At 60.8% G+C, this 12,190-nt stretch carries 11 protein-coding genes and 1 pseudogene; 7 read left to right on the top strand and 5 right to left on the bottom strand.

Features of this window, described 5'->3' with window-relative positions; genetic code table 11:
• Position 1: 1 nt before the first annotated feature.
• The 3 genes from ribBA to RW095_RS31040 all read right to left on the bottom strand — a co-directional run bounded on the left by ribBA (position 2) and on the right by RW095_RS31040 (position 3,152).
• On the bottom strand, positions 2–1,138 hold the full coding sequence (gene ribBA / locus RW095_RS31050; protein ID WP_317022514.1) for a bifunctional 3,4-dihydroxy-2-butanone-4-phosphate synthase/GTP cyclohydrolase II: 1,137 nt from the start codon (positions 1,136–1,138) through the stop codon (positions 2–4).
• Positions 1,139–1,637: 499 nt separating this feature from the next.
• Positions 1,638–2,549, bottom strand: coding sequence for a hypothetical protein (locus RW095_RS31045; RefSeq protein ID WP_317022513.1), 912 nt, complete (start codon positions 2,547–2,549; stop codon positions 1,638–1,640).
• 54 nt (positions 2,550–2,603) lie between these two features.
• Positions 2,604–3,152: a hypothetical protein gene (locus RW095_RS31040; RefSeq protein WP_317022512.1), complete on the bottom strand. Its 549-nt coding sequence runs from the start codon at positions 3,150–3,152 to the stop codon at positions 2,604–2,606.
• Positions 3,153–3,174: 22 nt separating this feature from the next.
• Between RW095_RS31040 and RW095_RS31035 the strand changes: the two genes are divergently transcribed.
• The 4 genes from RW095_RS31035 (at position 3,175) to RW095_RS31020 (ending at position 5,731) form a co-directional block, all read left to right on the top strand.
• Positions 3,175–3,441, top strand: a complete 267-nt coding sequence (locus RW095_RS31035; RefSeq protein WP_317022511.1) for a hypothetical protein — start codon at positions 3,175–3,177, stop codon at positions 3,439–3,441.
• Between the two features lie 581 nt (positions 3,442–4,022).
• Positions 4,023–4,292, top strand: coding sequence for a hypothetical protein (locus tag RW095_RS31030; RefSeq protein ID WP_317022510.1), 270 nt, complete (start codon positions 4,023–4,025; stop codon positions 4,290–4,292).
• 205 nt (positions 4,293–4,497) lie between these two features.
• A complete protein-coding gene (locus RW095_RS31025; RefSeq protein ID WP_317022509.1) occupies positions 4,498–4,824 on the top strand; it encodes a flagellar transcriptional regulator FlhD in 327 nt (108 codons plus the stop codon).
• A gap of 397 nt (positions 4,825–5,221) precedes the next feature.
• Positions 5,222–5,731, top strand: a complete 510-nt coding sequence (locus RW095_RS31020) for a cytochrome P460 family protein (protein WP_317022508.1) — start codon at positions 5,222–5,224, stop codon at positions 5,729–5,731.
• A 242-nt stretch (positions 5,732–5,973) separates the two neighbouring features.
• Here RW095_RS31020 and RW095_RS31015 read toward each other — a convergent pair whose 3' ends face one another.
• Entirely contained in the window at positions 5,974–6,561 is a 588-nt protein-coding gene (locus RW095_RS31015; protein ID WP_317022507.1) for a TetR/AcrR family transcriptional regulator, read from the bottom strand.
• Positions 6,562–6,624: 63 nt separating this feature from the next.
• A complete protein-coding gene (locus tag RW095_RS31010; RefSeq protein WP_317022506.1) occupies positions 6,625–7,593 on the bottom strand; it encodes a LysR family transcriptional regulator in 969 nt (322 codons plus the stop codon).
• A 153-nt stretch (positions 7,594–7,746) separates the two neighbouring features.
• On the opposite strand from RW095_RS31010, the gene RW095_RS31005 reads away from it, so the two are divergent.
• The 3 genes and pseudogenes from RW095_RS31005 to RW095_RS30995 all read left to right on the top strand — a co-directional run bounded on the left by RW095_RS31005 (position 7,747) and on the right by RW095_RS30995 (position 12,167).
• The gene (locus RW095_RS31005; protein ID WP_317022505.1) at positions 7,747–9,036 is read left to right on the top strand and encodes an MFS transporter; all 1,290 of its coding nucleotides are present in this window, start codon (positions 7,747–7,749) and stop codon (positions 9,034–9,036) included.
• Between the two features lie 117 nt (positions 9,037–9,153).
• Positions 9,154–10,662: a M81 family metallopeptidase gene (locus tag RW095_RS31000; RefSeq protein WP_317022504.1), complete on the top strand. Its 1,509-nt coding sequence runs from the start codon at positions 9,154–9,156 to the stop codon at positions 10,660–10,662.
• A gap of 522 nt (positions 10,663–11,184) precedes the next feature.
• Positions 11,185–12,167: pseudogene (locus tag RW095_RS30995) on the top strand (sensor histidine kinase).
• The last annotated feature ends 23 nt before the right edge of the window (positions 12,168–12,190 follow it).

The following is a 12,190-nucleotide window of genomic DNA, read 5'->3' as shown; positions in this document are numbered from 1 at the left end:
ATCAGCCTTGTTGCGGAGGCTGCGCGGCACTGCCTGGCATGGGTATGAAGCCGGTGACTTCGAGACCGTAACCCGACATGCTGCCCAGCTTGCGCGGGTTCGACAGCACCTGCATTTTGCCGACGCCCAGCTCGCGCAGAATCTGCGCGCCGATGCCGTAGGTCTTGAAGTCGACGGGCCGGCGCTTGAGTGCGTCCGCTCTTTCCTTCGAATCGAACGCCTTGAAGACGTCGATCAGATGCTCTTTCGAGTCGCCGCAATTGAGCAGCACGATCACGCCGACTTCGCGCGAGGCGATCTCTTTCATGGCTGCGTCGAGCGTCCACGAATGAGTGGATTCGCCGACTTCGAGCAGGTCGAGCACCGACAGCGGCTCGTGCACGCGCACGGGTGTGTCCTGTTCCGGGTTCGGCGTGCCGCGCACGAGGGCGATGTGCGGCTGGCCGCTCGGCTGGTCAAGATACATGACCGCGCGGAAAGCGCCGTGCGCCGTCTGCATGGTGCGCTCGCAAATGCGCTCGACGATCGACTCCGTGCGGCTGCGATAGTGGATCAGATCCGCGATCGTGCCGACCTTCAGATCGTGCTCTTTTGCGAACTCCATCAGGTCGGGCAGGCGCGCCATGGTGCCGTCGTCGTTGATGACTTCGCAGATCACCGCAGCCGGCGTGAGGCCTGCCAACGCGGTGAAGTCGCAGCCCGCCTCCGTGTGGCCGGCGCGCACGAGTACGCCGCCCGGCTGGGCCATGATCGGAAACACGTGGCCCGGCTGCACGATGTGCTCCGCCTTCGCGTCTGGCGCTACCGCCGCAGCGATCGTGCGGGCGCGGTCGGCGGCCGAAATGCCGGTCGTCACGCCTTCCGCCGCCTCGATGCTGACGGTGAACGCGGTTCCGTACTGCGTGCCGTTGCGGTAAGTCATGAGCGGCAGGTTGAGCAGCTTGCAGCGTTCCTGCGTGAGCGTGAGACAGATGAGGCCGCGGCCGTAGCGCGCCATGAAGTTGATCGCTTCCGGCGTGACGAATTCGGCGGCGAGCACGAGGTCGCCCTCGTTTTCGCGATCTTCTTCGTCGACGAGGATCACCATGCGGCCGGCTTTGAGTTCGGCGATGATCTCTGGAGTGGAGGCGAGCGTCATGTTGGCGAGTTTTTCGGGAAAGCGCGTATTTTACGCCACGCACGGTCCCAAGTCGCCTCCGCCGAACGGCATATGCCGTTTGGCCGACTGGCGATGCGCCATCAGCCGTTGATATGCTCGGCAAAACGATAGACGCATGAACTGGCCGGAAGCGGCAAGGGGCCGCAATCGCCCCATGCGTGGCCGGCGGACTCCGGTTGTTGCCGTGAGTTGTTGCGGACCTCTTGCTGGCGTTGCAGTTGGTGTTTCCGGCAACTACTTCGGTGCGTTGAGCATTCGCTCCACGTAGCGCGCAATTATGTTGAGTCTGGCCGAAAACGCTTAGCCTGTATAAACGGCGTAGCGAAAAGCTGCTCGTATACCGTCAGAAATACCGTCGCTTGATGGTGGCTGTGACGAGACGTCAATAGACAGTAGGCGACGGTGCTCTAATATCGCAATACAAAAAGACAAATGGAAACTCGGTCAATGGGAGACATGTCGCGGCTGAGAATGTGTATTATTCCTGTTCCTCCGGTCGATTAATGAAGCGTCCTCTAGAAGCGTCAATAATCTTGCCATAGAAACAGTTGCTCTGATCGATATCATCTCGGGGAGTCCAGAACGCGAACGATATTCCACCGAATAGCACGACTTGAGAAAATAGCCAATCGTCCTTCAAACTAGTGAAAAGCATGTGGTGCTTCGCTTTCAGCGCCGGTTCGAGCTTGTAGTGATCAGCGGGCAGATTTCTCCAGTGAAGGCCTGACATAGTCAGTGCCTCCTCAGTGTCTGCTTCAATCGCTGCTCTGAAAATTTGACCGCTTTTAGAAGTTATCGCCGCGTCGCCGTAGGCTTTAACAGTAAGCAGGTAGGCAGCTTTAATCGATTCACGCCGCATGAGCGACTGATCGCTTACGATGGACATCTCAACGGGGGACTTGTCTTCCAGCATAACTATAGGTCCTCCAATTTGCACTTCGCGGCCTCTCGAGATCATTCGGTCGCTAATTTTCCTCGCTTCCTCAAAGACGCTATCCCCGAACCCCTTCACGCCTATTATTTCGCCCGTCTTCTCATCCTTGATGACGGGGCTACGGAATCGCAGTGCCACTGAATCTTTCGTTACGTCCGCAATGAACTCATCGCCAAAAGCTGTCGTGCCATGCATGTTAGCTATTTTGCGGCCCGACCGAGTTTTGACTTCCGCCAGGACTGAAAGCATCTTAATAGCTGGGTCATTAATCATGGGAGCATCAACGAGATCGTTCAGTCGAGTATTCTCCGACGCCGACGCGACGATGAAGAAGGATTCTGGGGCACCCAGTGCGACTGGCAGAATATGCTCTTTGTTTGTATCGAAGCCGTCTGACAGCGGTTTCGCCAAATATGGGCATAAAGTGTTTGATGTGCCTGATTGGATAATTTTCACGCGTTCGATACCGATCTTAAAGGAGCATAGCTGCGACAATTGTGCTGGGTCAGTTCAGAATGTGCGTTGTTTCTGTTTGGTCAGAGCACCTTTCTTGAAGAATTCTAGGTAGAGGTGTCGCCGCTTTAAGTCAATCTCCAAAAAGACACCCACCGCGTAGCCGCAAACGTGCTCTGGGTGACACCCGTCCCAAGGCCACACGCCCTCATACGGCGTCGTTGTCATTGCTCTCAACCGGGCTCGGTCGTCGTTCTTCTCACGTTCCGGTCTAGCCGCTTTCTTTACCTCAACGGCGATTAGATTGTCGTGCGGTGGAGGCTTTTCTCCGCGAGTGTGGACGATGATGTCCGGCGTGATTTGAACGACCTCCAGTTGTTCGTTGATGATCGTTTTCACTTGGCCCTGCTGCTTGCGGTTGTATTCGACGTCGGCATAGTAGCCGCAGAATCCATCTGCCTGGAGCTGGCGCTCCAGGTAGAGCGACAAACGCCCGCAGGTATGGCGCTCGCTGACGTCTGCTAACAGCGACTCACCCTCCGTCGCAATGAAGGCACTCAACGCATCTTTAAATACCAGTTCGGGGCGACGTGTTTTTCTATACATATCTAGATCCAACGTTCTGCGAATGACGGTCGCGATTCTTCGCACTCAATTACTGATGGTATTTGTCGCGCCGGTTATCGAACGCCGGCGTCGTTCCTTCAAGCACGTCCATCACCGCTTTGTTAAGGTTCGCGCTCTCAATGGCAGCCTCCTGGCTGACCTCCTGACGCTGCATGAACTGCAAATGCGCTCCGCTCCGTTTCATGTCGTGGAGAAGGCGAACAGGCGGATGCTGGAGTCTGCCAGGGCACTGCCCGCGGACAGGGCAGATATCCATCACGCTGCATAGCCAGTCGTCGTTTTAACCGCACACCGTATGACTTTTGTTCGAGCAGCCAAGGTCCGCGCAGTTGGAACTAAAGACCGTGCGCGCCTGGCGAGCGGCAGTCAGTGTCGTAATTGGGCGTTATCCGGATCATCCGTGATATCAACCCGCCAGCTTATACGGTCGCGCCTCGAAAAAAAGCCGACACGGCACATCGCCCGGCGGAGTCGGGCCATCCGGAAGACTACGCCAGCACCTGATTGGCGCACCTGACTGTACTGCCTCGCTCCCCGGGTGGGCGGTTGGCGAACATAGGGTTTGCCCCAATGCAATTGTCGAGGCGGGACGCCGTAATACAGGCGGATTTAACTTATACGCGGCGGCAGGCCGGACATGGAAAGGCAAACGTTTGCTCAATTGCTGTGGCTGCAATTACCCGCGAGCCTTGTCGGTTCGATTGCGATCAAGGGCGTCGACGCATGGTTGTTGCACCAGGTGCATGGAATGAAGAGAGCGCGGTGTCCCATCGTGATCGCAGGCTTTAAGACGGCCGCTACTTGCTGGGGGCTGGGATCCTTACCAACTCTCGCTGAGAAAAGTGCTACATGTTCGACGCCGAAATTGCCGCGACACTCCTGAACCGGTGGCACCGTAAGCGTGCGCACCCAGGAGACCCGCCACCGCTGGAACTCTTGCAGGAAGGCAAGCTGCATTTCAGGCATGAAGGCGGCGACGTCCACGCGAACAATATTGCCGCAGACCGGCGTCTTCGCGTTGAATGCCTGACGTTCGCCGATGGTTCCCGCGCCTTGCGCGTCGCCGAGGCAAGTGGACAAACCGGCTGGACTCGGTGGACTGCGGCCGAGCCGGTCTAAGCGCGAAATCAGTGCATCACCTGTTCGCTTAGTCCACGACATGAAATGGAGCTGTGCGCATTTGCAGTTCGCGCAACGTCAGGATGACGCTAGCGTGTTGACAATCAGCAGGTCAACATAAACGCGGCAGCGAGAGCGACGAATGACGAGAAGCGCTCTGAGCGCTTGTCTTAAAGCGCGGCAATACATGAGGGAGTGATCGAAAATGCTGGCGGAGGTCAAAAACGTCAACCTGTCGTATTTGTTGCTTGCGCAACGTCTGTTGCGCAAAGATAAGGCAATGGGCATGTCGAACATGAGCATCTCGGGGAAGCTGGCGGATGTCATCTTGAATCTCACGACAGAGCAAGCTGAAAGACTTGCCGCATCGAGTCAGTTGCTGTGCCGGCTTGGCTTCAACGATCACGTCATTCTGTCCGCTATCTCGGATAAGGGTAGCACTGCGAAGACGACCGCATCACTCGTCACAGCCAACGGAGTTGGCCAGTCGGTAGACGTATCCCGTTATACACAACTTTCGTTCGGTTTTTGAGCGGTGCGGCAGGTGGGGTATTGTCAGGTTAATTGATCCGCGGCGTAAAACTGTTCTATGAAAAAAACGAAATCGCTCTATGACCGTCGTCGTTTCTCAGCTGGCATTATCAGTTGCGCAGCGCGCTCGCGCATCCGCGTCCACTTGAGCTGGCACAACGTCGAGGACTTGCTGTTCGAGCGCGGTGTGGTTGTGAGCTACTAGGTGATCCGGTCCAGGCGTGACCAATTCGGCGCACGCCTCACTTCATACGACTACGCATCGTTGCGTCACACTCTCACCAAGTTGACAGCGCCTCACCGAAAGCAACCGCATGTTTGTATTGCTTGCGTGCGCGTTTGGCCTACTCATTGAATCGACGTCGCCCGTTTCTGAGCGGACGAACGGGAGACACGCAATGCGAAAGATCCGGCTTGCACACGTTGCGCTGAATGCGGCGCTTCTGCTTGGCGCGGTGGCAAATCATGCGCTGGCGGAGCCCGCGAAGTCCGCGCCGTCGCCGATCTACGGGGTGACGATTCCCGAAGGCTACCGCAAGTGGCAGATGATCGCGCCTGCGGAGGAAGCCGCGCCGCTCGACGAACTGCGCGTGGTGCTCGGCAATCCCGTGGCGATCAGGGCAATCGAGAAGTCGACGTTGCCGTATCCCGACGGCACCATCCTGGTCAAGCTTGCGTACAAGCGCAAGCAGTCGCCCGAGTTCGCGACGGCGACCATCCCCGGAGCGCCCACTACCGTTCAGGTGATGGTCAAGGACTCGCGCCGTTATGCGTCGACGGGCGGCTGGGGTTTCGGGCGTTTCGTCAACGGGCAGCCGGTGGACGCGGCGCAGCACGAGACGTGCATCGCGTGTCACGCGGCGAAGGTAAAGGATCGCGATTATGTGTTCACGCGATTCGCGCCGTAGCCGGGACGGCGTGCGCACCAGACGCGTGTGAGTCGTTCAGGAGGGCGGGCCGCAGCGATGCAAAAACATCGCTGCGGCCCGTTCGAACGTTGCGGCGTTCTCCGTTTCGACGCCGTGCCGGGGCAATGAGCTTCAGAGCGACAAAGCGCCGTCGATCGTCAGACTCGCGCCGGTCATGTAGGTGGCTTCACCGTTCGCGAGGAACGATACGAGCGCGGGCGATTTCGTCGACGTGGCCCGCGCTATGAACGCACGACCAGCCGCTCGACCGCGAATTTCGCAAGGCGCCGCAGCGCAGCCGGCGTCATGCCTCCGCGTGCATTCAACTGAATGCTTTGCATGGTGCTGCCGATGAACAGCGCGACTTCTTCCGCGTCCATTCGTGGATCGATCTCGCCCTCGCGTTGCGCTTGCTCGATACGAGCCAGCAGGTGCTGCTTCAGGCGCTTCGCACCCGCTGAGCGGATCGCGACGACATCGGCATCGCCCGCGCCGAATTCGGCGGCACTGTTGACGCCCATGCAGCCGTTTGCGCGCTCGGCGGCGTCGGCGGCAATCACGCCAAGCAACATCGCCTTGATGCCGGCTAGCGCCGACGCGCCGCGTGTGAGCCGCTCGACGTGCGCCGAGATGCTGTGCTGCTGATAACGGTCGAGCGCTTCCAGATAGAGCTTGCGCTTGTCGCCGAATGCGTTGTACAGACTCTGCCGGCCAATTTCCATTGCCGCGAGCAGGTCGTCCGTGGACGTCGCGGAATAACCCTTGGACCAGAACACGCGCATGGCGCGATCCAGCGCTTCGTCCCGATCGAATTCACGTGGTCTCACCATATTTTCAGCCTGGTAGTTGTGGACTGATAAGTCAGTAACAAGGTTTCGCTGGGTGTGCTGCGGCTAGCCGTCGCTTGCGCGGCTGGACTCGCGTTTTTTCGGCCTGTGCCTTTGTGCTTTTGCGCGCGCGAACATCGGCATGCGCTCCTCGATCCATTTCAACAGTTCGAGCGGCCCGGCGGCGAGCGGCCGGTCGGTTTTGACCAGCACTCTTGCCTGTGCGCTTTCGAAGAGAGGATGGGCGACCGGAACGGTGGTGAACTCGTCGCTGGCGAGTTCGCGGTACGCGGCGAATTCTCCGATCAACGTCATGAAATTCTCCGCCGTTACGAAGCGCTTGAGCGCGCTCAACGAGTTGGTGGTCAAAGTGGGACGGATCGACACGTTCGCGTCCACCTGCGCCATCGACACGACATGACCGATGCCGAACGTAGACGGCATGAGCGCGAGCGGATAAGCCTGCAGATCGTCGAGACTCGCCGGGCCGCCACGCTTGACCAGAGGATGGTCCTTTCTCAGCAGCAACACAACCGGCTGCGCGGAACTCGCCCGATACGCGATGCGCGCGTGCGGCGGTGGATTATAGGCGAGACCGATGTGGGCGCGATTCTCGGCGACCTCGTCGAGAATCGCGTCTACCGCCAGCATCGTCATGCTGACTTCGAGACCAGGATAGCACGTGCAGAACGGCGCCAGCACGTCGTCGACGAAGGTGTCGACGAAACCTTCGCTGACGGCCAGTTGAATCTGCCCGGTGCGCAGACCCTTTAGCGCGTGCAGCTGGTCTTCCAGCTTTTCCTGTTGCGAGCGGTAGCCGCGCCAGAACTCGAGCAGATGCATGGCGGCTTCGGTCGGCTTGACGCCCCGCGCCTGGCGCTCGAACAGCACGGCACCGAGTTCGTCTTCGAGCAGTTTGATCTGCCGCGTGATGACGGACGGCGACGTATTGATGTGTTCGGCGGCGCCGCGAATCGTGCCGTGACTGAGCACTTCGTGGAAATAGCGTAGCCGCTGCTGGTTGATTTCTCGCATTTCATCGCTCCGAACGCCGGATGCCACTCAGACAGCCCTGCGTTGCCCATAAGACAACGATATGTGAACTTAGTTGCTCTTGCTAGTCCGTTTTTGCGCTGCCACCATCGACTCAACCCCTGCAACGGGCCAGCAAGGCATCCGGAGACAACCATGTCAGCAATCCACCCCTCGGCCGCCGGCGATCCCGCCGCCGCGCTCTACAGCAAGCTTAACTGGCGGCTGCTGCCGTTTCTGGTGGCCTGCTACATGTTCGCGTATCTCGACCGCGTCAACGTCGGTTTTGCGAAATTGCAGATGCAGACCGACCTCGGTTTCTCCGACGCCGCATACGGCGTGGGGGCGGGCATTTTCTTCATCGGCTATGTGTTGTTCGAACTGCCGAGCAATCTGATGCTGCCGAAAGTCGGCGCTCGCAAGACGTTCAGCCGCATTCTGGTGCTGTGGGGTATCACGTCGGCGTGCATGCTGTTCGTGCGAAGCGTACCGGCGTTTTACGCGATGCGCTTTTTGCTGGGCGTCTTCGAAGCGGGTTTCGCGCCGGGCATGATCTATTACCTGTCGTGCTGGTATGGACCGGCACGCATGGCGCGCGCCATTGCGCTGGTGTTCGTCGCGGGACCGCTGGGCGGCATTGTCGGCGGACCGGTGTCGGCGTGGCTGATGACGAGCCTTGCCGGCGTCGGCGGCCTCGCCGGCTGGCAATGGATGTTTCTCGTCGAGGGGCTGCCGTGCATCGTGCTGGGTCTGCTGACGCTGCGCGTGATATCCGATCGACCCGCCGACGCCCGCTGGCTCGACGACCGCGAAAAAGCGCTGCTCGACGGCGAAACCGCGCCGACCCAGCATCGCGCGGATTCGTTCAAGGCGGTGCTGAAAAGCCCGCGAGTGTATGTGCTCGCACTGGCTTACTTCAGCGTCATCTTTCCGATCTACGCGATCAGTTTCTGGCTGCCCACATTGCTCAAGGAGCAAGGCGTGACGGACACGGTGCGCCTCGGCTGGTACACGGCGATTCCGTACGTGGCGGCCGCCGTCTGCATGTATCTCGCGGGCCGCAGTTCTGACCGCTTCGGCGAGCGCCGCTATCACTGCGCGATTCCCGCGCTGGGCGCCGCGGTCTGTCTGATCGCCGCGATTTTTGCCGACGGCAATCTGCCGCTCACGCTTCTCGCACTGACGCTTGGCACAGCGTGCCTGTGGATGGCCTACACGGTGTTCTGGGCGATCCCGTCGCAACTCGTCGCAGGGACGGCGGCGGCCGGCGGCATCGCGCTCATCAATACCGTTGGACTGTCCGGCGGATTCTGGGGGCCGGCGGTGGTCGGCTGGACCAAGGCGGGGACCGGCAGCATGCATGCGGGACTCTTCGTCATGGCTTGCGCCGCCGCGCTGGCCGCCATCCTGATCCTGAAAGGTAAGTTGACGTTGAAGCAGCAATAGCGGCCTTGAAGCGAAAGTCACCGCTCTCTATCGCGGCATAACAAATAGGCATCCGAATTAATTTATCGATGCTGCGTCTTGCATCCGCGCAGCAGTGGAACACATCAAGGTGAACACATGAAAATTCTTATCGCCGGTTTCCAGCATGAAACCAATACGTTCGCACCGACCAAGGCATCTTATGAGAGCTTCGTCCAGGGCGAGGGCTTCCCGCCGATGGTTCGCGGCGCAGATGTGTTCAGCCTGCGCGACGTCAACGTGCCGATCGGCGGCTTCATCAAGGTCATGGAAGCGAACGGCCGCGAACTGAAGCTGGTGATCTGGGCGGGCGCGAGTGCGTCCGCACATGTCACCACGGATGCATTCGAGCGGATCGGCGGCGAGATCATCGCTGCCGTCGAGCAAGGCGGCTTCGACGCGATCTATCTGGACCTGCACGGCGCAATGGTGACCGAGCAGCACGACGACGGCGAGGGAGAGTTGCTCGAACGCGTGCGGCGGATCGTCGGCGATCGCATGCCCGTGGTCGTATCGCTCGATCTGCATGCGAACGTCACGGCCCGCATGTTCGCTCATGCTAGTGCGCTCGTCGCGTACCGCACGTATCCACACGTCGACATGGCAGAAACCGGCGAGCGCGCCGCGCGGATTCTCGAAGACCTGATGTGGGAGCAGCGCCCGTTGCATTGCGCGGTACGCCGGGTGCCTTTTCTGATTCCGGTGAACGGCATGTGCACGCTGGTCGAGCCGGCGAACGACATGTACCGGATGCTCGCCGAGCTGGAGAAGCGTCCGGTCGTATCGGTATCGTTCGCGCCCGGCTTCCCGGCGGCGGACTTTCCCGAATGCGGTCCGACTATCTGGGCCTATTCGTTCGACGAAGACGAGGCGACGCAGGCCGCCGACGCATTGTTCGCCGGGATCGTCGGCGAGGAAGCGCGCTGGGACGTGCCGTTTCTCTCGCCCGACGAAGCCGCGCTCGAAGCCATTCGCGTGAGCGCATCCGCATCGCGCCCGGTCATCATCGCGGATACGCAGGACAACCCGGGCGTGGGCGGCGACTCGAACACCATGGGCATGGTGCGCGCGCTGTTGCGTAACGGCGCGACGGATGCCGCAGTCGGCGTGATCTGGGACGCGCAGGCGGCGGCCGCGGCACATCGCGCGGGCGTCGGGGCGCGCATTGCGCTGCGGCTCGGCGGCGGTTCCGGCGTGAAAGGCGATGCGCCGCTCGAAGCCGAGTTTGAAGTCGAGCACCTGTCGGACGGACGCTTCCGTTTCGACGGGCCAATGCTCAACGGCATGGAAGGCGAGTTGGGACCGGTCGCGTGCTTGCGGATCGAAGGCGTGCGGATCGCGGTGAGCTCCGTGAAAATGCAGGTCTTCGACCGCAATCTGTTCCGCGTGGCGGGCATTGAACCCGAGCGAATGAAGATTCTGGTCAACAAGAGCTCCGTACATTTTCGCGCGGATTTCGAAGCAATCGCGGAGGCGATTCTCGTCGCCAAAGCACCGGGCCCCATGGCCGCCGATCCGGCGGATCTGCCTTGGGTGCGTCTCGATCCGGAAATGCGGGTGCGGCCACTCGGGCCGTCGTTCAGTGATTTCAATACGGTAGCCGGCTGACTCGCTTCACTGCGGTTTTGTATCGCAGTGTATCCAGGCCGTGCCGGGATAAACGCGCTTGCATTAAACCGGCTCGCGAAAACATTTCCGCGCGCACGCGCGCCCGGGTAGGGGCCAGCTCCGCGTTGTGCGTGATCGAGAAGCCCATCGACGCGAACGAATTCGAGTCGTGGATTCGCCGCGCGCTGGGACACGGCCAGCAAAACTAGCAAAAGCGACACCAGTGCATGGCGGGGGCAAACCTTCGTAGGGGGTAGGCGACCACTCGTTTGATGGTGCGAACGCTACGCCGCATGATCTCATCTCTCCTATGCCGTCCGACGTGGCGGCGCCAGGAGAACGACGATGACCTTCATCCATTCGACCGTGTCGCGCGAGGCCTTGCAGGAATCCGTGCTGCGAATCCGCATCCGGGCGGCAAGATACTCCTTGTTTCGGATCGTTCGCGCGAACCCGCCCAGTCATGCGGCGAGGACCGCTCGGGCCATCCACGCCATTCGCACCGGCGTGCAATCGCAGCGTATGAGCGCGATCGCGCTGTTCGCGCTGCTCGTCGCGCTGCTCGTCGCGCTATTCGTCACGATGAGCGCACCCGCTGCGCACGCGGCGATGCTCTACACGCGGCCGTGCCGCGCCGACAGCAACCTTCTGCCGATCGCCTGTCTCCTCGCGACCGGCTTCGGGCTGCTCGCGGCGGCGCTGTGGGTGTATGCGTACGAGCAGCGTTCGAGCATCGCGCGCCTCGCCGCCACGATCGAGCAGCGCAGCAGCACGGACACGTTGCCGCAAACGTTGGCCGAGTTCGGGCCGCCCACGGTCGCGCGTCTGGCACGCGCGATCAACGGCGCGCAGCGCTACGACGCCGAACGCGTCGCCCAGGTGCTCGACGTGCTCGCAGCTTATGCGCACGACCTGCGCACGCCGCTGACACGCATGGCTTTGCGGTGTGAGCGGCTCGACGACGGCGAAGTGCGCGACGCGATCGAGCGCGATCTCGCCGAGATGGGCGAACTGGTCGAGGCAAGCCTCGCTTGCGCGCGAATGCAATGCTGGGCGGGACAACCGTTGCAGTGCTTGGATGCGGATGGACTGCTCGGCGCGCTCGTCGATAAAACTACAGGGACGCCGGCCGCTCGGTAGAACTCGAAGGCGAGGTGGGTTATCCGGTTGTGACGTGCCCGCATGCGCTGCGCTGCGTGCTCGTCAATCTGATCGACAACGCGTTGCGCTATGACAGCGCCGTGCGTTTGTGCGTGCGCGTCGATGCACGGCGCGTGGTACTCGCAGTGGTCGACTCAGGGCCCGGTATCGTGCCGGCCGAAATGGAAACCGTGTTCGCGCCTTGGTATCGTGCGCCGCGCACGGCAGCGCGAGCGCCGGATTCCGGCTTGGGCCTGACGCTCGCGCGGCGTCTCACGCTCGCGATGCGCGGCGAACTGCAACTGGAAAACCGCCGTAACGGCGGACTCGAAGCAAGGTTGACGCTGCCTCTCGCAGTAGCGTGATCTTCAGGCAGCGCGAGATGGAA

The organism is Paraburkholderia kirstenboschensis (assembly GCF_032806925.1).
GTDB classification, from domain to species: Bacteria; Pseudomonadota; Gammaproteobacteria; order Burkholderiales; family Burkholderiaceae; genus Paraburkholderia; species Paraburkholderia kirstenboschensis.
The sequence above is the reverse complement of the archived record's forward strand: the minus strand, read 5'-3'. Positions and strand labels throughout refer to the sequence as shown.

Excerpts from the sequence above, each read along its gene's own strand:
- ribBA (WP_317022514.1), bottom strand. The coding sequence starts at position 1,138 with ATGACGCTCGCCTCCACTCCAGAGATCATCGCCGAACTCAAAGCCGGC.
- RW095_RS31010 (WP_317022506.1), bottom strand. The coding sequence starts at position 7,593 with ATGCGAGAAATCAACCAGCAGCGGCTACGCTATTTCCACGAAGTGCTC.
- RW095_RS31015 (WP_317022507.1), bottom strand. The coding sequence starts at position 6,561 with ATGGTGAGACCACGTGAATTCGATCGGGACGAAGCGCTGGATCGCGCC.
- RW095_RS31030 (WP_317022510.1), top strand. The coding sequence starts at position 4,023 with ATGTTCGACGCCGAAATTGCCGCGACACTCCTGAACCGGTGGCACCGT.
- RW095_RS31040 (WP_317022512.1), bottom strand. The coding sequence starts at position 3,152 with ATGTATAGAAAAACACGTCGCCCCGAACTGGTATTTAAAGATGCGTTG.
- RW095_RS31035 (WP_317022511.1), top strand. The coding sequence starts at position 3,175 with ATGACGGTCGCGATTCTTCGCACTCAATTACTGATGGTATTTGTCGCG.
- RW095_RS31020 (WP_317022508.1), top strand. The coding sequence starts at position 5,222 with ATGCGAAAGATCCGGCTTGCACACGTTGCGCTGAATGCGGCGCTTCTG.
- RW095_RS31005 (WP_317022505.1), top strand. The coding sequence starts at position 7,747 with ATGTCAGCAATCCACCCCTCGGCCGCCGGCGATCCCGCCGCCGCGCTC.
- RW095_RS31025 (WP_317022509.1), top strand. The coding sequence starts at position 4,498 with ATGCTGGCGGAGGTCAAAAACGTCAACCTGTCGTATTTGTTGCTTGCG.
- RW095_RS31000 (WP_317022504.1), top strand. The coding sequence starts at position 9,154 with ATGAAAATTCTTATCGCCGGTTTCCAGCATGAAACCAATACGTTCGCA.